The following is a 23,436-nucleotide window of genomic DNA, read 5'->3' on the forward strand; positions in this document are numbered from 1 at the left end:
GCCACCGACCTTGAGGACTCCCTACCTTTCCGCAGCAGCCGAAGGAAGCCAATGGACGCCATCTTCGAAAGCCTCCCCCAATATTGGGACGGATTTCTCCGAACCCTGTTTCTAGCCGTCATATCCGGCGTGATCGCACTGGCAGCGGGTACTCTCCTCGCCGCAATGCGTGTCTCGCCCGTGGCAGCCTTACGGGGCTTCAGCACGTTCTATGTTGAAGTCGCCAGAAACACCCCACTTACAATTATTTTCTTTTTCTCCGCAATCGTGCTTCCCCGGCTCGGCGTCAAGTTCGAACAGTTTGAAGTCGCCGCCATCATCGCATTGAGCAGCTACACGGCAGCATTTGTTGCCGAAGCCGTTCGATCCGGCGTCAACAGCGTCCCGGTGGGGCAAGCCGAGGCAGCCCGTAGCATCGGCATGACGTTCACGCAGGTTTTGGGCCTGGTGGTCCTGCCACAGGCCGTTCGGACCGTCATACCCCCATTGATCAACATCATGATTGCCTTGGTCAAGAACTCATCCGTCGCGGGTGCATTCTTTGTCCTGGAGCTCTTCGGCTATGGCCTGCAGCTGTCAAACAGCCATGGTGACGCGGTCATGTGGATCTTGATCGGTGTGGCATTCTTCTACCTGCTGATCACCGTGCCCCTGGGCTTGTTGGCCCACTTCGTCGAGAAAAAGGTGGCGATTGCCCGATGACTTCGGTTCTCTATGACGTACCGGGCCCCAAGGCCCGCCGCGTTTCCCTCATTGGTTCAGTTGTCGGGTCCATCATCATTGCCGGTGGCGTGGTGGGAGCCATTGTCATTCTGTCTTCGCAGGGCATATTCAACGCCTCCCGTTGGGAAGTCTTTGTTAATGAATCTGCCAAGGACGTTTGGACGCAGCTCGGCTATGGCGTCCTTGCCACCCTGCAGGCAGCCGGCGTTGCGGCCGTCATTGCCTTTCCCCTTGGAGTGGCGCTGTGCCTGCTCCGCATTTCCCTGATCTCCTGGATTCGGGTTCCCACACAGGTGGTGCTTGAGTTCCTCCGCGGCATGCCAGTGGTGCTCATGATCCTCTTCGTGCTCCTGGTGTTTGCTACGACCCCCTTCACTGCTGTCGTCAGTGGCCTGGTCCTCTACAACGCAGCGATCTTCGCCGAAATTCTGAGGGCGGGTATCCAGTCACTTCCCAAGGGACAACGCGAAGCCGGTTTGGCCATTGGCCTGCGCAGCTTCCAGTCCAGGATGAGCATCGAGTTTCCCCAGGCAATTCGCCGCATGCTCCCGTCACTCATTGCACAGTTGGTCGTCCTCCTGAAGGACACCTCGCTTGGCTACATCGTGGCCTACGAGGAACTGCTGCGTAAGGTGAAGCTGATCTCAGACCTGGAGCCCAGCCTGTTGTTCTCCGCGTTTTTCGTCGGAGCGGCAATCTATATCCTGATCAACTTGTCGGTTTCCCGGCTTGCGATCTGGATCGAACGGCGAGGCTCCAAGAAGGCCGCAGGCGGCATGGCTTCGGCCATCAAGACCGTCGACCTCGAGGTCAACGTTCCTGGACCTGAAACGAAGTAGTACCGGGAACATTCCTTTAGTCATGAAGAGAAGGTCCGCAGCCGTTCATTCGGCTGCGGACCTTCTCTTCATGTGCTTTTAGAGTGCTTTTAGACCTTAGCGACCAGCCACGTCCGCAGCGCACGAAGACACTCACGGACGGCATCGGCGTCGACGTGTTCATTGTCCTTGTGCGCCAGCAACGGATCGCCGGGCCCGAAGTTTACGGCCGGGATGCCCAACTCACTGAAACGTGCGACATCGGTCCAACCGTATTTGGGCTTTGGTTCCGCGCCGACTGCGGCCACGAAAGACGCAGCTGCCGGGTGGTTCAGTCCGGGCCGTGCGCCGGCAGCAGCGTCTGTGCGAACGACGTCGAATCCCTCCAGGAGCTCCCGCACGTGGGCCTCCGCCTGATCCGGCGTCTTGTCCGGAGCGAAGCGGTAGTTGATCTCCACCACGCAGCGGTCAGGGATGACGTTACCGGCCGTGCCGCCATTGATCTTCACCGCATTGAGGCTCTCCCGGTAATCGAGGCCGTCCACGTTGATCGTCCGGGGCTCGTAGGCCGCGAGGCGGGCGAGGATTGGTGCCGCCGCATGGATGGCGTTGCTGCCCATCCAAGCGCGGGCCGAGTGGGCCGCTTCACCGATAGTGGTCGCTTCGAACCGGCTGGTTCCATTGCAACCCCCTTCAACTGTGCCGTGTGTGGGCTCAAGAAGAATAGCGAAGTCCCCCAGGAGCAGGTCGCCATGGTTGCGGACCAGCCTGCCCAGGCCACTCTTGACGGCCTCCACTTCCTCGTGGTCATAGAAGACAAAGGTGACATCCTTGTCCGGCTCGCTGCCGTCGTCGAAGAGGGTCGCCGCGAGTGCGAGCTGCACGGCAACGCCGCCCTTCATGTCGGTGGTCCCCCGGCCATAGAGCACACCCTCCCCGGGGATGCCCGACTCCCACGTTGCCGGAACGGTGCCCAGTGAGCCTTCCACTGTGGGCAGCGGAACAGTGTCCAGGTGTCCGGCGAGGATGACGCGCTCTGCGCGGCCAAGTTCGGTGCGGGCAATGATGGCATCGCCGTCGCGCACAACGGTGTATTCGGGAATGGCGCGCAGGGCGGCCTCCACGAGATCGGCGAGCGGGGTCTCGTTGCCCGAGACGCTGTTAATATCGATGAGCGCGGCTGTCAGCAAGGCGACGTCCTGGCGCAGGTCCAGCAGGGCGGGGGCAGGGTTAAGGGTCACCACTCCACCTTAACTCCCCGGGCAGCTGTGTTTCGGGCAACAAATGCGACCTTTGCGGGTGAGACGGGTTTCAGCCGCGCCACGGGCGATCGATACACTGGGGCCATGACTGAAACTGCTTCCTCTGCTGTGCCCGCAAACCACCGATCAGCCTACGGATTCGGCCTCGCCACCATCGCCACCTCGCCTTCCGGGGAAGCAACCGTGCTGGATGTCTGGTACCCGGCACCGGCCCTGGGTGTAGCCGCTGAAACCCTTCGTGACGTTGAGAACGCCGATCCCGCACTCACTGCCCTGGCTGACGATGGCAAAGACGCCGATCGCGGCACGGAGCAGAAGGTGGTCTTCGCACAGATCGACCTCGACGCCGCCCCGGCAGATACAGCCGATGCTTACCTGCGTCTGCACCTCCTTTCGCACCGCCTGGTCAAGCCGAACAGCATCAACCTGGACGGCGTCTTCGGCAAGCTCCCCAACGTCGTCTGGACCAACTTCGGCCCAGCCGCCGTCGAAGGTTTTGAAATGACACGTGCTCGCCTGCGTAAGCGCGGCAATGTAGTGGTTTACGGCGTGGACAAGTTCCCGCGGATGGTCGATTACGTGGTTCCCACGGGTGTTCGGATCGCCGACGCCGACCGCGTCCGTCTGGGCGCGCACCTCGCCGAAGGCACCACGGTGATGCATGAAGGCTTCGTGAACTTCAACGCTGGAACCCTCGGGACGTCCATGGTGGAAGGCCGCATCTCCGCTGGAGTGGTGGCCGGTGACGGGACGGACGTCGGCGGCGGCGCCTCCATCATGGGTACGCTCTCCGGCGGCGGCAAGGAAAAGATCGCTTTGGGCGAGCGGGTACTGCTTGGCGCAAACTCCGGTGTCGGCATCAGCATCGGCGATGATTCCGTGGTGGAAGCCGGCCTGTACGTCACCGCAGGAACCCGCGTTCGGGTGCCCGGCCCCAAGGACGAAAACGGCGAAGACACCAGCAAGATCATCAAGGCCGTCGAGCTTTCCGGTGTTCCCAACCTGCTGTTCCGCCGCAACTCCACCACCGGTGGTGTGGAAGTCCTGCCCCGCAAGGGCCAGACCGTGGAGTTGAACGAGGCGCTGCACGCCAATTAGCAGGAGACAAGCAATGCGCCGGTTCCGCCGCGCCATCGTTGCGGTGCTGGCGCTGGCCCTGGTGGCCGGTGCTATCTACGCGATAGTTGCCATACTGCAGCGCTCCGAGACCCTGGTCTCGGAGCGCTGCCTCGCCGTCACGGGGTCCGAAAGCTACGAGTTGGCTACCGACCAAGCGGCCAACGCCTCGCTCATCACGGCCATCTCCGTTCAGCGCGGACTTCCACCAAGGGCTGCAAGCATCGCCCTCGCCACCGCGATGCAGGAATCCAAGCTACGGAACATCAATTACGGCGACGATGCAGGACCTGATTCGCGGGGTTTGTTCCAACAGAGGCCATCCCAAGGTTGGGGAACCGAGGCACAGGTCATGGACCCTGTCTATGCGACGAACGCCTTCTATAACGGCCTCATCAAAATTCCCGGTTACGAGACCATGGAAATTACACAGGCAGCCCAGCAGGTCCAGCGCTCCGCGTTCCCCCGGGCATACGCCCAGCACGAGAACATGGGGCGCGCCTTCGCTTCTGCCCTCACCGGGCACTCGGAATCCGCGCTGACCTGTGAACTCCGCATGCCCGAAGCGGCCGGCGACCCTGCCGCCGTCGTGGAGGAATTGACGACGGCGTTCGGCTCCCAGCCGGCCACAGTCCAGGGCCGCTCGGTGCAACTGGATATCACTGGTACGCAAGCCTGGGCAGTTGCCCATTGGGCGGTAGCCAACGCCAAGTCCCTCTCCATCACGCAAGTGGATGTTGGTGGTCAGACGTGGAATCGGGAAAAACGCGACGGGTGGATTGCATCGGCCGCACCGTCTGAGTCAGTGACCATCACCGTCTCGGCACCTACCACCTGACTCCTTAGGCGAGCATCTCCACCACGGGCTGGACATAGCTGCGGAAGACTTCAGGCTCGGACAGCAGCCTGTGGCTCATGATCATGGTGCTGGGCTCCAAGTACCAGGCCCGCGGCTCGTTGAGCGGCAACTCGATAATGGTGAGATCAAAGTCCCGCGAGCTCCGGCCAACTTCCAGGAGCCTATCCTCCACCATCTCGTTCAGGACTCCCGTAACCCCGTTGGCTTCGCGCTCTGCCTCGATCTTCGCGTATTCATCGATCCTGTCCGTTGCCCATCCCAAAGCCGAACCAAAGTGTGCCTGCAGGACACGCTGCAGGGCAGGAGAATTGCCGAAGGCCTTGAAACTGGGGGGCGCGAGCTCAAGTGCCGGGTTGGGATAGGTCTTCACGAGCTTCTCCCACCAGGCCTCCCACTCGGTTTTGAGGGCGTGGATCCCACCCACATCCGAGGTGAGGTGGCTATGATCGGCATGGCGGACCTTGGGAGCAGCGTGGGACAGTAACGGTTTTCCGGCACCGTCGAGTCCAGCTACGTCGCGCAAGTACAGGGCGATGAGCATCGGCCCGGACGTGTCCATGGTGATGCGCCATCCAGAGCCGCCTGACTCATGCATCCGAATTCCTCCCTTGGCAGGTTCCCGACATGTCCCAGTCTATTCCCGTTGGCTTGCTACGGTAACGGTGCGGGAGGCACTGCTTGCTGGCGGCACATCGTCGTCCTGTGGGGAGCCCGGGAGACAAGCTACGGCGTAGCCGGCACCGGAGCGAAAGCCGCCAGATGGGCCGTGAGGACGTCACTACACATCTCGGCCGTCATCCATTCGGGCTGGAGCAGCGCGTGCATGCACAGGCCGTCCATGGTGGCCAGGAGCCGTTCAGCCTCTGTGACAAGGCTTTGTGGGGCGGTGGCTTCGCCGGGGCTCAACAGGATGATGAGGCGTCCCACAATGGCAGCGACCACGCGGTGACTGCGTTCGGCTTCGGGAGCAAGGACCGGCTTTATCCGGGCAGCGTGGCGGAAGGCCATCCAAACGCAGGCGTCCACGGCGAGTTCTTCGTCCAAGGGAAGGAACTGGCCCAAGAGGTTCAACACCGCGGCGTGCTGCCCGGCGCTGCCCGGGGTTTCGCCTTCAACGGCAAGCAAAGCTGACTCCAGCCGACCGCTAAGACGGTCGATGACGGAGGCAAAGGAGAACACGAGAAGCTCGTCGCTGCTGGCAAAATAGTGCCGAACGGAGCCTACGGCCAGCCCGGCTTCATCAGCTACTTCACGAAGGGATGCCCGTTCCAAACCGTCGCTTGCGATGATCCTGAAGACAGCTTGGACAACTTCCTGGCGCCGGGCTTCGGCATCAACAATTTTGGGCACCAGTATTTTTTAGCACGAACGTGCTTCAACACCGCTCAACACTGAGCGGCGTGGCTCCGATTTCCGATAGCGTAGACATCATGAAAATTCTTGTCACGGGTGGCACCGGCTACATCGGTTCGCACACCGTTCTGTCCCTCCAGGAAGCCGGCCATGAGGTCGTCGTGCTCGATAACCTCGTGAACTCCAGCGAAGAGTCCCTGCGGAGGGTTTCCGAGCTCACTGGCAAGACTGCAGCCTTCCACAAGGTTGACCTGGTAGACGAGCCCGCCGTCGAGGCTGTATTCGACCAGCATCAGATCGACGCCGTGATCCACTTCGCAGGATTAAAGGCCGTGGGCGAATCCGTTCAGGAGCCATTGGCGTACTACTACAACAACATTGTGGGCACGCTGAACCTGCTCCGCGCCATGGACAAGCACGACGTCCGTTCCATTGTGTTCAGCTCTTCCGCGACCGTATATGGCGAGCACAATCCCATCCCGTACATCGAGAAGATGGAAATCGGTGCCAACAACCCGTACGGCCGCACCAAGGAACAGATCGAGGACATCCTCTCGGACCTGGGCAATGCGGACGACCGCTGGCACATTGCACTGCTGCGCTACTTCAACCCGGTTGGCGCCCACCCGTCCGGACGCATCGGCGAGGACCCTCAAGGCATTCCCAACAACCTTGTCCCATTCATCGCACAGGTTGCCGTGGGACGCCGCGAGAAGCTCATGGTTTTCGGTGGTGACTATGACACCCCTGATGGAACGGCCCAGCGCGACTACATCCACGTCGTGGATCTTGCTGAAGGTCACGTGGCGGCACTGAACTTCATTGCTGACCGCGCTGGCGTCCGTCGCTGGAACCTTGGTTCTGGCAAGGGATCGTCCGTGCTGGAGGTACTGCGGTCCTTCGAAAAGGCCGTCGGACACGAGCTGCCCTACGAAATCACGGGCCGCCGCGCTGGCGACCTTCCCGCTTTCTGGGCCGACGCCTCTTCCGCCCTCGCAGACCTCGGATGGTCCACCACGAAGACTGTGGACCAGATGTGCGAGGACCACTGGCGCTGGCAGAAGAACAACCCGTACGGGTACAACGCTTCCTAAAGCAACGCGGGGTCACTTCGGGCCCATGTCGGCCTGCTTTATGGGCCACAAGTGACCCCGCGTTGCTCTATTACCGACTGAATTAACGACGGCGGCCACCCACCTCGCGCGAGGTGGGCGGCCGCCGTCGTGATTGACGCTGTTGCCGTATCAGTTGGCCGGGTAGTTGCGCTCCGGCTCCCCTGTGTAGAGCTGCCGCGGGCGGCCGATCTTGGTCTGGGGATCGTTGATCATTTCGCGCCACTGGGCAATCCAGCCCGGGAGGCGGCCAATGGCGAAGAGGACGGTGAACATCTTCTCCGGGAAACCCATCGCCTTGTAGATCAGGCCGGTGTAGAAGTCCACGTTCGGGTACAGCTTGCGCTGGATGAAGTAGTCATCAGCCAGGGCCTTCTCTTCAAGGCGCATTGCGATGTCCAGCAGTTCGTCGTTGCCGCCGAGCTTGCCCAGGACCTCGTGGGCCGTTGCCTTGATGATCTTGGCACGGGGATCGTAGTTCTTGTAGACACGGTGCCCGAAGCCCATGAGGCGGACGCCGTCTTCCTTGTTCTTGACCTTCTCCATGTAGTCCTCGGGCTTGATGCCGTCCGCCTGGATCTGGCGCAGCATCTTCAGCACGGCCTCATTGGCGCCGCCGTGTGCGGGGCCAAAGAGGGCGTTGATGCCGGCAGAAACTGACGCGAAGAGGTTTGCATTGGAGGAACCCACCAAGCGGACAGTGGAGGTGGAACAGTTCTGCTCGTGGTCAGCGTGCAGGATGAGCAGCAGGTCCAGGGCCTTGACCACAATCGGATCCAGCTCGTACTGCTCGGCCGGGAGGCCAAAGCTCAACCGCAGGAAGTTTTCCACGAGGTTCATGGAGTTGTCCGGGTAGAGCATCGGCTGGCCGATGGACTTCTTGTGGGCGTAAGCGGCAATAACGGGCAGCTTGGCCATGAGGCGGATGGTGGAAACTTCCACGTGCTCCGCGTTGAAGGGATCCAGCGAGTCCTGATAGAACGTGGACAACGCCGAAACGGCCGAGGAAAGCACCGGCATGGGGTGGGCATCCCGCGGGAATCCGCCGAAGAAGCCCTTCAGTTCCTCGTGCAGGAGCGTGTGGTGGCGGATGCGCTGATCGAAAGCTTCCAGCTCAGTGGGGGTGGGAAGGTTGCCGTAGATCAGCAGGTAGGAAACTTCAAGGAAGCTCGAGTGCTGGGCGAGTTGCTCGATCGGGTACCCGCGGTACCGCAGGATGCCTGCGTCGCCGTCGATGTACGTGATAGCCGAGGTGGTGGCCGCTGTGTTCATGAAGCCGGGGTCATAGGCAACGGCGCCCGTCTGCTTCAGCAGCTTGGAAACGTCATAACCTTCGTTTCCTTCTACAACCTGGATGCGCGGCAGTTCAAGTTCGCCGCCGGCATGGCGCAGTGTCGCGCTGGTGGTCTCAGTCATGGAGTCCCCTTCATGAGGCCTCTGGGCCTCTATAGAACGCTTGTCCAACCAACTTCTGGTGACATCGTCTTCGGCCCCACTGTTGCAGGGCTCCAACGACCGCAGTGCTTTCTTATTGAAGGCCACCATTGATAGTCAGTTAAAAAGCTACCGCCAGTAACCCTCCGGAACTAATCCGTTCCGTCCGGTTACTGGCGGAATGACGCGACTTGTGGCACAAGTCACAGCATTGTTATGACCCTGAGCTTAACCTCTCCACGGCCGCGTCAATGCGTTCATCGCTGCCCGTCAGTGCCACCCGGATGAAGCCATTGCCGGCATCACCGTAGAAAACACCGGGTCCTACGACGATCCCCAGCTCAGCGAACCGGGCAACCGTGTCCCACGTAGCTTCACCGGCGGTAGACCATAGATAAAGGCCGGCGTTGGAGTCATGGATCTGCAATCCGAACTTCTCAAGTGCCGGGACGATTCTCTCGCGCCGCCCGCGGTAGAGGTCCTTTTGGGCAAGCACGTGGTTCGAATCGCCCAAAGCGACGCGCATCGCCTCTTGCACCGGGTAGGGCACGATCATTCCCGCGTGCTTTCGGCTGTTAACAAGGTTGGCCATAATCGCGGAATCGCCAGCTACGAAAGCAGCCCGATAGCCAGCGAGGTTGGACTGCTTGCTCAGGGAATAGACGCAAAGGAGGCCATCCGTGGAACCACCGGAAACCCGCGGGTCCAGGATGCTCGGGACAGATTCTCCCCCACGCTGGACATCCCACTCACCCCAGCCAAGCTCGGCGTAGCATTCGTCGGAGGCCACTACGGCGCCGATTTCGCGCGCCTGGTTGACGATCTGTTGTAGAGATTCCACGCTCCGGACACTGCCCGTGGGATTGCCCGGCGAGTTGATCCAGACCAAGCGAACCCTTGCACGAGTAGCGGCATCCAGTTGGTCCAGGCTATCCGCCGCTACGGCGGTAGCTCCCGCCAGCATCGCGCCGATGTCGTACGTGGGGTAGGCAACGGTAGGCCTGACTACGATGTCCCCGTTGCCAAGGCCCAGCAGGAAAGGCAACCAGGCGACGAGCTCCTTGGAGCCCACCGTGGGCATAACGTCCTTTGGATCCAGGTTGGGGACTCCGCGGCGGGTCGCAAACCAGTCCACGACGGCCTGCCTCAAGGCTTCGGTGCCATGCACAGTCGGGTAGCCGTGGGCGTCCGACGCCGCAGCCAATGCGTCGCGGATCAGCCCTGGAGTGGGGTCAACCGGGGTTCCGATCGAGAGGTTAACGGCACCCCCGGGATGCTTGGCGGCTGTGGCCACATACGGTGCCATGGCCTCCCACGGGTAGTCGGGCAGGTTAAGGCCAAAGGCCGGTGCCGCGGAAATCAAGGAAGCAACCGCCCTTAGTGGTCTTGGTTCTGCGGGGGCAGTGCGGCAATGAACGGGTGGTCCTTGCCGGTGTTGCCGATCTTCGCAGCGCCGCCCGGGGAACCAAGATCGTCAAAGAATTCGACGTTGGCCTTGTAGTAGTCAGCCCACTCTTCCGGAGTGTCATCCTCATAGTAGATGGCCTCAACAGGGCATACGGGTTCGCAAGCACCACAGTCAACGCATTCATCCGGGTGGATGTAGAGGGAACGCTCACCTTCGTAAATGCAGTCAACAGGGCATTCTTCGATACATGCCTTGTCCTTGACATCTACACACGGCTGCGCGATTACGTACGTCACGTCCCAGACCTCTCCACGGTTTGTCCCGGCCAATAGCCGGGGTAATACGGCCGGCAGCATGCCGGACACTCAACTTCTGACCCTATTATCCAACAGTGCTATGACGCCAACCTAGCCCGCGTCTTAGTATGAAACGGTGACTCCCCCGCATTTGCCACCTCGACAATTTCTGCTCAAAGCCCAGCCGGGCATTCGGGTCGTGGTCCGCTACAGGATCCAAGACGGCCTGACCGATGCGCTGGGGTATCTGGTGACCACCACAGAAAGCAGCTGCACCGTACGAACGCGAACGTCCGACGTCCAAATTCCACTTGCGCTGGTCATCGCAGCGAAAGAAGTTCCCCCACCACCGTCCCGGCGCCAGTAGCGCTGGCAGCTGTGTGCGGGACACTACCTACTGAACAGCTGTCCGCCATCGCTTCACCAGACGGCTGGCAACAACAAGCATGATCAACGTGACTGCAGCTATGCCATAAACCCAGATGTTGCCCGCGGCGTCACCTAGCAACAACTGTTTGTCGCGTCCCCCTGACGACAATGCACCGACGGTGGCATAAACCACCACGCCTGCTACCGCCGTCGGGATAACTGAACCCGACCAAGCTGCCAGCCACAACTGTACCGACGCAAGCAGCAGCAGCGCGGCGCAGACACCCCAGGCGACGTCGACGCCGGAGATCACCATGCTCTGCCGGTGGAGTGCCGTTCCTGCCGCAGCAACCAAAAGAGCCGCCAGCACGGCCGCGGCGATGCCACGGGCCATACTGGCGACTCCCTTGTTCATTCTGCTGTTCCAGCCGGATTCAACCGGGCCGGACTAGGCCTTTGCGCGGGCGCGGTTGGCCTTGGCACGCTCGTTGGAATCGAGGATGAGCTTGCGGATACGGATGTCTTCCGGCGTCACCTCAACGCACTCGTCTTCACGCGCGAATTCGAGGGACTCTTCGAGGGTCAGGTCGCGCGGCGGCGTCAGGTTCTCGAAGGTGTCCGAGGAAGCTGCACGCATGTTGGTGAGCTTCTTTTCCTTGGTGATGTTGACGTCCATGTCGTCGGCGCGTGAGTTCTCGCCCACGATCATGCCTTCGTAAACCTCGGAGGTGGGCTTCACGAAGAAGGAACCGCGCTCCTGCAGGTTGATCATGGCGAACGGGGTGACGACACCGGCACGGTCGGCAACCATCGAACCGTTGGTGCGGTATTCGATGGGACCGGCCCACGGCTCGTAGCCTTCGGAGATGGAAGCCGCGATACCGGCACCACGGGTGTCGGTGAGGAACTTGGTGCGGAAGCCGATGAGGCCACGGGCAGGAACGATGAATTCCATGCGGCACCAGCCGGTGCCGTGGTTGGCCATGTTGGTCATGCGGCCCTTGCGGGCGGCCATGAGCTGCGTTACGGCACCGAGGTACTCTTCGGGCACGTCGATGGTCATGTGTTCCATCGGCTCGTGGATCTTGCCGTCGATGGTCTTGGTGACTACCTGCGGCTTGCCAACGGTCAGCTCGAAGCCTTCGCGACGCATCTGCTCAACGAGGATTGCCAGGGCGAGCTCGCCACGGCCCTGTACTTCCCAAGCGTCCGGACGCTCGGTGGGCAGAACCTTGATGGAGACGTTACCGATCAGTTCCTTGTCCAGGCGGTCCTTCACCTGGCGGGCGGTGACCTTGGCTCCCTTGACCCTGCCGGCCAGCGGCGAGGTGTTGATACCGATGGTCATGGAGATCGCGGGGTCATCCACGGTGATCAACGGCAGCGGCTGTGGGTTCTCGGCGTCCGTAAGGGTTTCACCGATGGTGATTTCCTCGATACCTGCAACGGCAACGATTTCACCCGGCCCGGCCGACTCGGTAGGAACGCGGGTCAGTGCCTTGGTGGCCAGGAGTTCAGTGATCTTGACGTTCTTGAGTTCACCGTTGGCACGGGCCCAGGCAACCGTCTGGCCCTTGCGGAGTGTGCCGTTGTAGATGCGGAGCAGGGCGAGGCGGCCAAGGAACGGCGAAGCGTCCAGGTTGGTCACGTGCGCTTGAAGCACGCCATCCGGGTTGTAGGTGGGAGCGGGGATGTGCTCGATGATGGTCTTGAAAAGGGGCTCAAGGTCCTCGTTGTCCGGGGCGGAGCCGTTGTCCGGCTGGTCCAAGGAGGCGCGGCCAACCTTGGCAGCAGCGTAGACGACCGGAACTTCCAGGACCTTGTCCAGGTCCAGGTCCGGAACTTCGTCGGCAAGGTCCGAAGCCAGGCCCAGGAGCAGGTCCATGGACTCGTGGACAACTTCATCGATGCGGGCGTCGGGACGGTCCGTCTTGTTGACCAGGAGGATCACCGGGAGGTGCGCAGCAAGGGCCTTGCGGAGCACGAAGCGGGTCTGGGGCAGCGGGCCTTCAGAGGAGTCGACCAGCAGGACAACGCCGTCGACCATGGAAAGACCGCGCTCAACCTCGCCACCGAAGTCGGCGTGGCCGGGGGTGTCGATGACGTTGATGGTGATGGTTTCGCCGTTGGACGACGGGCCATTGTAGGCAACCGTGGTGTTCTTGGCGAGGATCGTGATGCCCTTTTCGCGCTCCAGGTCACCGGAGTCCATGACGCGGTCCTCAACCTCACCGTGGGAAGCGAAGGAGTTGGTCTGCTTGAGCATGGCGTCGACCAGGGTGGTCTTACCGTGGTCAACGTGTGCGACGATCGCGACGTTGCGCAGATCGCTCCGCGACGCAGTGTTGGTGATGGTTTCAGACATGCGTTTATGACTCGTTTCAGTGGTGAAGTCAGTTGTTTGTATCCGCGCGCATACCTGATCACGTGATCGGAACACACAACGAAAAAGACCCCGGGACACAGGGCACCTACAGCAAGTCTAAACGCAGTTGCATTTATCAGCCTAAAAAGCAAGCCATTTACTGCCCGATTGTGGCGCCCATCACAGCACATCACGCTTTAGTAACCGGCAGTCAAGATGCTGGATTTTCTGCTTCCAGTGCCCCATGATTGCTGCAGAACCAGTGCCACACGGAGACCAACGATGCGCAAAGCCTCGGCCGCGTTCCGCCTGCTCGCACCCTTGATCGCCGTTGGCGTTCTTGTGGTCGGCTGCGGACCAAACCAAGCAACCCCACAATCCACGCCCTCGCGCTCAGCCGCGCCAGTTCCCGCGGAGACTTCAGCGGCGGACAAACCCCTTAGGGTGGCGCCTGCTCCGAGCCCCCTTGACCTGCCAGTGGGCTCCCTCTACAGGAATCCGGCGAACAACCGCGACGAAGTGGTCCTCGCCGATGTGCGCCACACCGCGGTGTTGATTGGCGATTCCCAGGCCATGCCGAAGGACTCATGGCCGCAAAGGGGAATCTCGGCGCTTGGGTACAAATTGCACGTTGTGGGCATGGGTGGCACGGGATTCGTAGCTTCCAACGGCAAGACAGGCAATTACATCGACGCGCTCCAGCGTGGGGACTGGCTGCTGCCTTACGGAGATCCGCCACTGATCGTGGTCCAGGGTGGTGGCAATGACGCCTCCCAAAAGGCCACTGACGCCCAGATCACGAGTAACGCCGACCGGCTCCTCGGTGCGCTCAAGAAGCGCTATCCGGGTGCCCGACTGGCAATGATCGGGACGTTGGCACGCGGAGCCGACAACGGTGGCGGCCGCCGTTCCGAGGTGGACGCACTCCTTGGCCGGATCGCCGCCAAGCAAGCGATCCCGTTTGTCAGCGCGGGCGACTGGCTCACCCGCTACGATGCCGTTGCCGATCTCCAGGACGGCGTCCACCTCAAGCCATCCGGGCACGCGAAGTTGGGCAGCGTTCTGGCGCGCGAACTCACGGCACTTGGTCTGACGGCACGCCCCGACACCGACCCGTCCGTTTCACCCGAATAGATGCTGTTTCGGGGCTTGCTTTGCGCCTTTTGCGGGTGATTTGGGATGCAGAGCAGGCCTAACAACGAGTGATTTAACGGCAAGAGCCGGTGGTTCCCTCTCGTGGGAACCACCGGCTCTTGCTTTTGTCTCCTCGGCTGCTGTTGTCTCGTCAGCAGAGAGTACGACGTCGGTCAGGCCACCGCGGGCGGCAGCAGCAGCGAACCGCCAGGAATGGCATCCAACAGTGCCTGCGTGTAGGCCTCGCGCGGGTTGTCGAAGACGTCATCCGTGCTGCCCGTTTCTACAAGCTGGCCCTTTTCCATGACGCAGACGTGGTCTGCAATCTGGCGCACAACGGCGAGGTCGTGCGTGATGAACAAGTACGTCAGACCAAGATTGTCCTGAAGGTCTGCGAGAAGGTTCAGCACCTGCGCCTGGACGAGTACGTCCAAGGCGGAAACGGCCTCATCACAGATGATCACTTCAGGATCCAAGGCCAAGGCACGGGCAATCGCAATGCGTTGTCGCTGGCCACCTGAAAGCTCGTTCGGATACCTCTGCATCATGGACTGTGGCAAAGCCACCTGGTCCAACAGCTCGCATACCTTCTTTTCGCGGCTTGCCCCATTTCCGATCTTGTGCACGCGGAGAGGCTCTTCGATGGTCCGGAAGATGTTGTACATGGGATCCAGGGAGCCGTAAGGATCCTGGAAAATCGGCTGCACCCGCCGCCGGAACTTGAAGAGGTCCTTGCCTTTGAGTCCAGCAGTATCGACGCCGTCGAATACAATCTGGCCCTCGGTAGGCTTCTCAAGTTGGAGGACCATTTTGGCCACGGTGGATTTACCCGAACCCGACTCCCCCACAATCGCCGTAGTGGTTCCGCGCTTGACGTCGAAGCTGATGTCGTCCACTGCAGCGAAGTCTGAGGTCTGGCCCAGGCCCTGCCGGAGCTTGTAGATCTTGCGCAGGTTTCGGATCTGCAGGACCTCGTCGGTTGCGTGCTTCTTAATTGCCGTGACAGGCGCCAAGAGGTCGCTGGCTTCCACGCCCAGCTCCTTCGCCACCTGAATGCGGCGGGAGGCGAGCGAGGGCGCCGATTCCACGAGTCGCTTTGTGTAGGGGTGCTGCGGGTTCTGCAGCAGTTCCAGTGAAGGACCCGCCTCCACAACGTTGCCCTGGTACATAACGACTACCTTGTCCGCGCGCTCGGCAGCAAGGCCGAGGTCGTGGGTGATGAGCAGCACCGATGTACCGAGCTCCGTAGTCATTTTGTCCAAGTGATCCAGGATCTTGCGCTGGACGGTAACGTCCAATGCAGACGTAGGCTCATCCGCGATCAGGAGCTTGGGCTGGCAACTCAGACCGATAGCGATAAGAGCCCGCTGGCGCATACCGCCGGAGAACTCGTGCGGATACTGCTTGGCTCGCCGCGCAGCATCGGGAAGACCCGCCTCCGCCAAAACCCGGGCAACGTCTTCGGGCCCGTCCGGACGACCATTGGCCTTGAGGGTCTCGCGAACCTGGTAGCCGATCTTCCACACGGGATTGAGGTTGGACATCGGGTCCTGGGGAACCATACCGATGTGGCTGCCGCGGAGTTCAATCATGCGTCGTTCCGGCGCATGCGAGATGTCCTCGCCGTCCAGCAGAATCTGCCCCCCTGAGACGCGTCCATTGTTCGGCAACAAGCCAATGGCAGCCAGGGCCGTCGTCGACTTTCCTGAACCGGACTCCCCCACGATCGCGACGGTTTCGCCGGGCATGATGGTCAAGTGGGCGTTTTTGACGGCCTTCACTTCACCCGAGCCGGTCTTGAAGGTGATGGCCAGATCCTTGATTTCCAAGATTGGCCGTACCTGTGAGGTGACTTCGTTGATTCGTACGTTGGCAGAAGCCATGTTCGCCTCCTTAGCGCTGACGGCTCTTGGGATCAAGAGCATCGCGAACGGCGTCGCCAAGCATGATGAAGCTCAGGACGGTGATGGACAGGGCGGCTGCCGGATAGAGCAGGATTCCGGGGTTGGTTCGAATAGAGGCATTGGCCGCTGAAATATCGTTACCCCACGACATCACGCTGGTAGGCAGGCCCACGCCAAGGAAGGACAATGTCGCTTCCAGGACGATGAACACGCCAAGTTCCAGCGTGGCCAGAACAATTACCGGAGCCAGGGCATTTGGCAAGGCGTGCTTGACCAACGCCCCAAACTTGGAAACACCAAGAGACCGGGCCGCTGTAACGAAGTCCGCGTTGCGCACCTCAATCACTGCGCCTCTGGTAATACGGGCCATTTGCGGCCAGGCCAGCAAGGATATCGTCAGGACGACCGTCCAAACGCTCCTGTTCTCGCGGAACAGCGGCAACTGAGTGATGACCAGGGCACCGAGAATGATCGGCAAGGCAAAGAAAATGTCACCGAGTCGGGCCAGGACCGCATCCAACCAGCCACCGTAGTAGCCAGCCAGGGCGCCGAGAGTCACGCCGATGATGATCACTGCGAGGACGGACAGGATGCCGACAGACAACGAAGCTTGCGTGCCGTGGACAACCCGGGAATAGACGTCACAGCCTTGCAGCGTGAAACCTAGCGGGTGTCCTGAAGTTGGGCCCGCCTCAGAGTTGGCCAACTGGCAGTCGTTGTTGGGCGCCACGCTGGTAAACAGCCCCGGGAAGAGGGCAACCGTCAGCAACAACAGGATCAGCAGCGAGGAGACGATGAACATGGGACGGCGGCGCAGCTTTCGCCACGCATCGGCCCATAGGCTCAGGGGTGCCTGATCCGTCTTGACGGCGTCAGTGGCTAGCAGCGGGGTTTCATCGACAGGGGCAACGAAGTGTTCGGTATTACTGGTCATAGCGGATCCTCGGGTCAAGCCAGGCGTACAGGAGGTCAACCAGGAGGTTGGTCACGACGAAAACCAAGACCAGGACACTCACGATCGCAACAATGGTGGGACCCTCGCTGCGCTGAATGGCTTGGAAGAGTTTGTTCCCAACTCCGGGGACGTTGAAGATGCCTTCGGTGACGATGGCCCCTCCCATCAGGCCGCCCAGGTTTGCGCCCAGATAGGTCACAACAGGGATCAGCGAGTTCCTCAAGATATGGGCCATGACCACCCGGGGACGCGAGAGGCCCTTGGCCGTGGCAGTACGCACGTAGTCCGCGTTCATGTTCTCGCTGACAGACGCTCTGGTCAGCCGAAGGACATATGCGAAGGAGACCAGCCCCAAAACCACGGCCGGGAGTATGAGGTTTCCCCAGTCCGCATTGGCGCCAACTGTCGGCTTGGCCCAGCCGAGCTGGACGCCAAATACCAATTGGAAGACGAACCCGAGGACGAAGGTAGGTACGGCAATCACAACCAGCGACATAATGAGCACGGTGGAGTCGAAGAGCTTTCCCTTTCGAAGGCCGGCGAAGACGCCAAAAGCAATGCCAAAGACGGCCTGGATGATGAGCGCTTCAACGGCGAGCATCGCGGTAACGGGGAATGCCCGGGCCAGAGCAGCAGCGATGGGTTGCTGGGTGAAGTCGACTCCGAGGTTGAAAGTAAACAGGTTCTTCAGGAAGATCCCGTACTGCACCCAGAACGGTTGATCCAGATTGTATTGGGCCCGCAGGGCGTCAATGACACTCTGCGGAGGCTGGCGATCGCCGAAGAGGGCAGCGATCGGATCTCCGGGTAGTGCGAAGACCATGTAGTACACGAGGAGTGTGGTCCCGATGAAGACGGGAATCACTTGGAGGAGCCTACGCAAAATGTAGCGAACCACGATTCACCCCTCTCCATGGGTCGAGTGTTGGTGTGTCATGTTTGCCTTCCTGCCGAGGCAAGCATTAGGGGCCCGGCGCACTGGCCGGGCCCCCATGCCTTACGGCAAGTTCAGATCCTGAGGACTACTTGGCCGCGATATCGAAGTAGCGGATGCCGCCGTTCCAACCGGTTTCAGCTGAGACAACGTTGTTGCTCCACACGATCGGAGTTGCCCTGTACCAAAGGGGCAGGCCTGGGAGATCCTGGAACAGGATTTCCTGCGCCTTGTTGAACTTGGCGTTTGCGTCTTCAGGGGTCTTGGCAGCAAGGCCTTCCTTGAGGAGCTTGTCGAACTCAGGGTTCGAGTACTTCTCGTAGTTCGACGATGCGTTGGTGGCCCAAACCGGTCCGAGGAAGTTGTAGAGCGACGGGTAGTCGCCCTGCCAGCCAGCACGCGTCAGGCCCGGGAGGGACTGGGACTTGCGCAGGTCCAGTACTTCAGCGAACTTGGCGAACGGCTGGATTTCAGCGTTGATGCCGAGGTTGTTCTTGAAACCGTTTGCGACGGCGTCGATCCATTCCTTGTTGCCACCATCGGTGTTGGAAGCGATCTGCAGCGGCTTTGAACCGTCATACGGCTTGATCTTCTCAGCCTGCGCCCAAAGATCCTTGGCCTTCTGAACGTCGAACTTCAGGACGTCATTGCCCGGGATGTGGTCGTTGTAACCATCCAGAACGGGAGCCGTGAATTCGGTGGCCGGGGTACGCGTGCCGTTGTAGATGACCTTGGTGATTTCTTCACGGTTGATCGCGTGGGACAAGGCCTGGCGACGCAACTTACCGGCTTCACCCTGGAAGTTCGGGTTGTAGCCCGGGATGTTCAGGGTGGAGTTATTGGCGTTCGGCCGAGTTGAGTTCCGGTCCGGGAAGTCCGTCGTGTAGGTCTTCAGGGCATTCGACGGGACTACGTCCGTGACGTCGAGGTTGTCAGCCTGGAGATCCGTGTATGCGGGGCCCGGATCGGTGTAGAACTTGAAGGTTACGCCACCATTCTTGGCAGCACGCGGACCACTGTAATCAGGATTCTTGACGAGGGAGATCGACTGGTCATGTACCCAAGCGCCTTCCTTCGCGAACTTGTAGGGGCCGTTGCCGATCGGGTTTTCACCAAACTTCTTCGGGTCCTTCAGGGCCTCTGAAGGAAGCGGGTAGAAGGCGGAGTAGCCCAGGCGCAGCGACCAGTCAGCCTCAGGCTGGGCCAGCTTCACCGTGATGGTCTGATCGTCCTTGGCTGCCAGACCGGACATTGTCTGCGCGGTGGGGGCGGGAGTGGAGGTCTTCTTGCCATCAGCGCCCGTGGTTTGGTTGACGGCGCTGACATCGGCGTAACCCTCGATGGATTCGAAGAAGAAGCCGTTGTTCTGGAGGTTGGTGCTCAACGCCGCGAAGTTCCAGGAATCAACGAACGTCTTGGCTGTAATGGCCTCACCATTGGTGAACTTGGCACCCGACTTAACCTTGATGGTCCAGTTCTGCGAATCCGTGGTCTCGATCGACTCCGCCAGAGCGTTGACCGGCTTTCCGTTGGAGTCGTAGGCACGAAGGCCCTCGAAAAGGAGTTCGACGACGCGGCCACCGTACACCTCATTGGTGTTGGCGGGGAGCAGCGGGTTCTGTGGTTCGTTGCTGTATGCGGAAATGACCTTGTTGGGGTCGCTTGCGGCAGAGCTGTTCGTGTTGCTGCCGGAGCCGCCGCCGCAACCGGTCACTGCGAGGGCGATTATCGCCGCTACGCCTAGAGCTTTGGAAGTGCGCGAGAAACGCATTCCGCCTCCTATGAGTCGTGGAGTTGATCAGGGGAAATTTGTAATGACCCCCAGGCGCAGACACAGGATTCCTACTGTGACGTTGCCTACATGTGTGTGTAAGCCTACCCACATTGTGTCCAGATGTTGGGACTCGCTGGCCAAACTGTAACCGTTCCGCAACCTCCAGATGCCCAAACTGGCGGGAATTTCAAGTCAAAAGCTACTGGGTGGTAATATTCGCTGTCTGACAGCAGGACAAGCCTGTTTTTGGGCAAAAAAAGAACCCCGGTTGAGGCTGAAGGCTCAGCCGAACCGGGGTTCTTGGGCCAGTCGAGCGTCTGGCGCAAACCCGCCGACTGATCAGACTGCAGTACGCACGCCAGGCGTTGCGAACAAGGAGGAACTCCACGGGTCACCGCCTTTACGTTCCGGCCGGCTGCCCAGATCCATACACTTTCCGCAATCAGCGGTAGAGCCAGCATTGTTCCCTACCCGATCAGGTAGACCATGCCGCGGCCCGCGTCCGCGAGATTGGTGACGAAAACCCGCGCCCGTCGAAGATAGCCAACGGCATACTGGACGTCAGAGGCCCTATCGATGTGCGGCGAAACCGGCAGCCGCAGACTTAACTCAGCCTCAGAGATAATGTTCAAGTCCTGAGCAATAGCCACCACATCGGACGGAGTCAGTGCCTGCACCCACGGCTCCCAACCGTCGTCATGCATAGTCACACTTCCTTCAAACATACGAAACGCAGGTCTCGCCACCACTACAGACCCCAAAGGGGCAGTGAAGGCCTGCAGTTGCCGCCACGCCTTGTCCAGGTAGAGCATGTCGCGCTCAGGCACCGATTGCTCGAAGGTGGTACTACTGACCCCAGCCCCCGGTTCAAGACCCCAAGCATCAGCTAACGGATCCCCCGACACAACACTGTACGGGTCGGACAGCACCTGGTCAGTGATGGCGCCGTCGAAGGCATATGCGTAGTATCTGATTCCCATTCTCCAAGTATCGCCAGGGCGCCGCCTGCAGCGAGGAGGCCGTGACGTTATGTGGACAACTCATGAAATAGCCATGTTATCGGCGGGTTGAAGTGGATCGGGCACAATGGGTAGCCCGCTTGGCTGCCTACACCTAGACGTTGAAGCGGAACTCCACCACGTCGCCGTCGGCCATGACGTACTCTTTGCCTTCGATGCGGACCTTGCCGCGGGACTTTGCCTCAGCCATGGAACCGGCGTCGATGAGGTCCTCGAAGGAGACAACCTCAGCCTTGATGAAGCCGCGCTGGAAGTCGGAGTGGATCACGCCGGCGGCCTGGGGTGCGGTGTCGCCCTGGCGAATGGTCCAGGCCCGGGTTTCCTTGGGGCCAGCCGTGAGGTACGTCTGCAGGCCGAGGGTGTGGAAACCAACGCGTGCCAACTGGTCAAGGCCGGATTCGCTCTGGCCGTTCATTTCCAGCATTTCGCGGGCTTCTTCCTCGTCCAGTTCAACGAGGTCGGATTCGAGTTTGGCGTCGAGGAATACGGCATCTGCGGGAGCGACGAGGGCACGCAACTCGTCCTGCTTTTCCTGGTCACCGAGAATGCCTTCATCGGCGTTGAAGACGTAGATAAAGGGCTTTGCCGTGAGCAGTCCGAGCTCCTTGAGGTGCCCCATCTCCAACTTGTCGCTCTTGATCGAAGAGAAGATGGTGTCGCCGCGTTCCAGCACAGCCTGGGCAGCCTTAATGGCAGCGAGTTCCGCAGCATCGCGCTTCTTGATCTTGACTTCTTTTTCGATACGCGGGATCGCGTTTTCGATGGTCTGGAGGTCTGCCAGGATCAGCTCGGTGTTGATGGTCTCCATGTCGGAGCGCGGATCAACCTTGCCGTCGACGTGGATGACATCAGGATCGTCAAAGACCCGAACAACCTGAGCGATGGCCTCTGCCTCGCGGATGTTGGCCAGGAACTTGTTGCCCAGGCCTTCGCCCTCGGAGGCACCCTTGACGATGCCGGCGATGTCCACAAAGGACACAGGAGCGGGAAGCAACTTCTGGGAACCGAAGATCTCCGCCAGCTTGGCCAGACGGGGATCCGGCAGGTTAACGACACCGACGTTCGGTTCGATCGTTGCGAACGGATAGTTCGCAGCAAGCACCTGGTTGCGAGTCAGTGCGTTGAAAAGAGTTGATTTGCCGACGTTGGGCAGTCCGACGATGCCAATAGTAAGAGCCACGAGCATTTATTCTACCCGTTGCCGCGATGGCCCTGCTTGTTCGCTCCTGAAGCCAACGCCGGCGACTGCCCTGCGCTAAAACTGTCGGACCCCTGTGACAGGGTTGCCACATGGATGGATTTGGATTTGTTTTGGCATTGCTCATGCTGCTGATCGGAGCGGCGGTGGGACTCGGCAGTGCATATGTGGTCTTTCGACGCCGGACGGCCGGGTTGGAGGAGGACTTCGACGCCGTTTCGTCGCGCCTTTCGGAGGTAACTGCCCAGCTCGCAGCAGCCGACGCCGAACGCCGGCTTCTGTTCGTACAGAACCGGGAGCTGAGTGAATCAAGGACCTCAGACGGCAGCGTGCTGCGGGCCTTGGGACCCGTGGCCGAGAAGCTCACGGCGGTACAGCAGCAGGTCTCGCTCCTGGAACGCGACCGGGTGGAGCAATATGGTCAGCTGGCACAGCAACTTCAGGACGCCAGGCTCTCCGACGAACAGCTTCTGCGTTCCACACATGCCCTTGCTTCGGCACTACGTTCCAACAGCGCCCGTGGTCAATGGGGCGAAGTTCAGTTGCGCAGGGTTGTCGAGGCCTCCGGGATGCTCCGTCACGTGGACTTCCACGAGCAAGTGCACTCCGGCCGCAGCGAGAACACGCTGCGTCCGGACCTTGTGGTCCAATTGCCGGGCGGCAAGCAACTAGTTGTGGATGCCAAGGTCCCGTTGGCTTCCTATTTGGCGGCGCAGGAACAGGTGCACGGTGAAGGCTCGATGGGTGAATCTATCGCGCCGACGGCCAACCACGATTCCAAGACGCTCCTGGCACAGCACGCCAAGGCCCTCAAAGCCCACATCGATGCCCTCGCAGCCAAGAAATACTGGGACATTCCGGGCAACTCCCCGGAGCTCGTTATCTGCTTTCTCCCCGCGGAGTCAATTTTGGCTTCAGCCCTTGAAGCCGATACCGCTTTGTTGGAGTACGCCCTTTCCCGGAACGTCGTCCTGGCCTCTCCGGGAACACTGCTGGCGGTCCTCAAGTCCGTCGCCTTCACGTGGCGGCAGGATGTCCTGACGGACAGCGCCCACGAACTCTTCGAACTGGCCAAGCAGCTCTACGAACGGATGGGCACGCTCGGCGAGAACGTCGGGAAGCTCGGAAGTTCGCTGAAGACGTCCGTGGACCGCTATAACGCGATGGTCGGCACACTGGAAGCTCGTGTTCTCCCCACGGCGCGCAAACTCAACACCATGGACGACGCCGGACTCGCCACACCCATGTCCGTGGAAGCAGTCCCCCGGGCCTTGGCTGCCCCCGAGCTGCTCGCCCTGGACTCCCAGGATTCAGCAGCCCAAGAGGAGTCTGCGGCTTAAAAGGACAGGCCCGCTGTCACAGCTTCCCAAGGGGAGGCTGCTATAGCGGGCCTGCTAAATCCA

22 protein-coding genes are annotated in these 23,436 nt (G+C 60.6%); 8 read left to right on the forward strand and 14 right to left on the reverse strand.

The window, feature by feature from the left end; genetic code table 11:
- Positions 1 to 51: 51 nt before the first annotated feature.
- On the forward strand, positions 52 to 702 hold the full coding sequence (locus VUN82_17725; GenBank protein XAS70914.1) for an amino acid ABC transporter permease: 651 nt from the start codon (positions 52 to 54) through the stop codon (positions 700 to 702).
- Complete coding sequence (locus tag VUN82_17730; GenBank protein ID XAS70915.1) at positions 699 to 1,562, forward strand: amino acid ABC transporter permease; 864 nt, start codon at positions 699 to 701, stop codon at positions 1,560 to 1,562. The genes VUN82_17725 and VUN82_17730 overlap by 4 nt, the downstream gene beginning before the upstream one ends.
- A gap of 89 nt (positions 1,563 to 1,651) precedes the next feature.
- Here VUN82_17730 and dapE read toward each other — a convergent pair whose 3' ends face one another.
- The gene (dapE, locus tag VUN82_17735) at positions 1,652 to 2,782 is read right to left on the reverse strand and encodes a succinyl-diaminopimelate desuccinylase (protein ID XAS70916.1); all 1,131 of its coding nucleotides are present in this window, start codon (positions 2,780 to 2,782) and stop codon (positions 1,652 to 1,654) included.
- 105 nt (positions 2,783 to 2,887) lie between these two features.
- Here dapE and dapD point away from each other — a divergent pair, with 105 nt between their 5' ends.
- Entirely contained in the window at positions 2,888 to 3,901 is a 1,014-nt protein-coding gene (gene dapD / locus VUN82_17740; GenBank protein ID XAS70917.1) for a 2,3,4,5-tetrahydropyridine-2,6-dicarboxylate N-succinyltransferase, read from the forward strand.
- 13 nt (positions 3,902 to 3,914) lie between these two features.
- A complete protein-coding gene (locus VUN82_17745; protein XAS70918.1) occupies positions 3,915 to 4,757 on the forward strand; it encodes a hypothetical protein in 843 nt (280 codons plus the stop codon).
- Between the two features lie 4 nt (positions 4,758 to 4,761).
- Here the strand turns inward: VUN82_17745 and VUN82_17750 are convergent, their stop codons facing one another.
- Both VUN82_17750 and VUN82_17755 read right to left on the reverse strand, forming a co-directional pair.
- Positions 4,762 to 5,373 (reverse strand): hypothetical protein, encoded by a 612-nt coding sequence (locus tag VUN82_17750; protein ID XAS70919.1) that lies wholly within the window; start codon positions 5,371 to 5,373, stop codon positions 4,762 to 4,764.
- A gap of 128 nt (positions 5,374 to 5,501) precedes the next feature.
- Positions 5,502 to 6,128, reverse strand: coding sequence for a TetR family transcriptional regulator C-terminal domain-containing protein (locus tag VUN82_17755; GenBank protein XAS70920.1), 627 nt, complete (start codon positions 6,126 to 6,128; stop codon positions 5,502 to 5,504).
- An 80-nt stretch (positions 6,129 to 6,208) separates the two neighbouring features.
- Here VUN82_17755 and galE point away from each other — a divergent pair, with 80 nt between their 5' ends.
- Positions 6,209 to 7,225, forward strand: coding sequence for a UDP-glucose 4-epimerase GalE (gene galE, locus VUN82_17760; GenBank protein XAS70921.1), 1,017 nt, complete (start codon positions 6,209 to 6,211; stop codon positions 7,223 to 7,225).
- A gap of 150 nt (positions 7,226 to 7,375) precedes the next feature.
- Here galE and VUN82_17765 read toward each other — a convergent pair whose 3' ends face one another.
- The 3 genes from VUN82_17765 to fdxA all read right to left on the reverse strand — a co-directional run bounded on the left by VUN82_17765 (position 7,376) and on the right by fdxA (position 10,381).
- Entirely contained in the window at positions 7,376 to 8,659 is a 1,284-nt protein-coding gene (locus VUN82_17765; protein XAS70922.1) for a citrate synthase, read from the reverse strand.
- A gap of 232 nt (positions 8,660 to 8,891) precedes the next feature.
- Complete coding sequence (dapC, locus tag VUN82_17770) at positions 8,892 to 10,040, reverse strand: succinyldiaminopimelate transaminase (GenBank protein XAS70923.1); 1,149 nt, start codon at positions 10,038 to 10,040, stop codon at positions 8,892 to 8,894.
- Positions 10,041 to 10,054: 14 nt separating this feature from the next.
- Positions 10,055 to 10,381 carry a ferredoxin gene (fdxA, locus tag VUN82_17775; GenBank protein ID XAS70924.1) on the reverse strand — a complete coding sequence of 109 codons (327 nt, stop codon included), beginning with the start codon at positions 10,379 to 10,381 and terminating at the stop codon, positions 10,055 to 10,057.
- Positions 10,382 to 10,517: 136 nt separating this feature from the next.
- Between fdxA and VUN82_17780 the strand changes: the two genes are divergently transcribed.
- Positions 10,518 to 10,748 carry a hypothetical protein gene (locus tag VUN82_17780; protein XAS70925.1) on the forward strand — a complete coding sequence of 77 codons (231 nt, stop codon included), beginning with the start codon at positions 10,518 to 10,520 and terminating at the stop codon, positions 10,746 to 10,748.
- A gap of 27 nt (positions 10,749 to 10,775) precedes the next feature.
- On the opposite strand, the gene VUN82_17785 is transcribed toward VUN82_17780, so the two are convergent.
- Together VUN82_17785 and typA are read right to left on the reverse strand one after the other, a co-directional pair.
- The gene (locus tag VUN82_17785) at positions 10,776 to 11,165 is read right to left on the reverse strand and encodes a hypothetical protein (protein XAS70926.1); all 390 of its coding nucleotides are present in this window, start codon (positions 11,163 to 11,165) and stop codon (positions 10,776 to 10,778) included.
- Positions 11,166 to 11,198: 33 nt separating this feature from the next.
- Positions 11,199 to 13,115 carry a translational GTPase TypA gene (gene typA, locus VUN82_17790; protein XAS70927.1) on the reverse strand — a complete coding sequence of 639 codons (1,917 nt, stop codon included), beginning with the start codon at positions 13,113 to 13,115 and terminating at the stop codon, positions 11,199 to 11,201.
- A gap of 282 nt (positions 13,116 to 13,397) precedes the next feature.
- Here typA and VUN82_17795 point away from each other — a divergent pair, with 282 nt between their 5' ends.
- Entirely contained in the window at positions 13,398 to 14,249 is an 852-nt protein-coding gene (locus tag VUN82_17795) for an SGNH/GDSL hydrolase family protein (protein ID XAS70928.1), read from the forward strand.
- Positions 14,250 to 14,422: 173 nt separating this feature from the next.
- On the opposite strand, the gene VUN82_17800 is transcribed toward VUN82_17795, so the two are convergent.
- The 6 genes from VUN82_17800 to ychF form a co-directional block, all read right to left on the reverse strand.
- On the reverse strand, positions 14,423 to 16,132 hold the full coding sequence (locus VUN82_17800; GenBank protein XAS70929.1) for an ABC transporter ATP-binding protein: 1,710 nt from the start codon (positions 16,130 to 16,132) through the stop codon (positions 14,423 to 14,425).
- 10 nt (positions 16,133 to 16,142) lie between these two features.
- Positions 16,143 to 17,087: an ABC transporter permease gene (locus VUN82_17805; protein ID XAS70930.1), complete on the reverse strand. Its 945-nt coding sequence runs from the start codon at positions 17,085 to 17,087 to the stop codon at positions 16,143 to 16,145.
- A complete protein-coding gene (locus tag VUN82_17810) occupies positions 17,077 to 18,006 on the reverse strand; it encodes an ABC transporter permease (protein ID XAS70931.1) in 930 nt (309 codons plus the stop codon). The genes VUN82_17805 and VUN82_17810 overlap by 11 nt, the downstream gene beginning before the upstream one ends.
- 124 nt (positions 18,007 to 18,130) lie before the next feature.
- A complete protein-coding gene (locus VUN82_17815; GenBank protein ID XAS70932.1) occupies positions 18,131 to 19,813 on the reverse strand; it encodes an ABC transporter substrate-binding protein in 1,683 nt (560 codons plus the stop codon).
- A 470-nt stretch (positions 19,814 to 20,283) separates the two neighbouring features.
- Positions 20,284 to 20,796 (reverse strand): DUF1877 family protein, encoded by a 513-nt coding sequence (locus VUN82_17820; protein ID XAS70933.1) that lies wholly within the window; start codon positions 20,794 to 20,796, stop codon positions 20,284 to 20,286.
- A gap of 133 nt (positions 20,797 to 20,929) precedes the next feature.
- Positions 20,930 to 22,015: a redox-regulated ATPase YchF gene (ychF, locus tag VUN82_17825; protein XAS70934.1), complete on the reverse strand. Its 1,086-nt coding sequence runs from the start codon at positions 22,013 to 22,015 to the stop codon at positions 20,930 to 20,932.
- A gap of 110 nt (positions 22,016 to 22,125) precedes the next feature.
- Between ychF and VUN82_17830 the strand changes: the two genes are divergently transcribed.
- A complete protein-coding gene (locus VUN82_17830) occupies positions 22,126 to 23,373 on the forward strand; it encodes a DNA recombination protein RmuC (protein XAS70935.1) in 1,248 nt (415 codons plus the stop codon).
- Positions 23,374 to 23,436 lie beyond the last annotated feature (63 nt).

The organism is Micrococcaceae bacterium Sec5.1 (assembly GCA_039636795.1).
Taxonomy (GTDB): Bacteria; Actinomycetota; Actinomycetes; order Actinomycetales; family Micrococcaceae; genus Arthrobacter.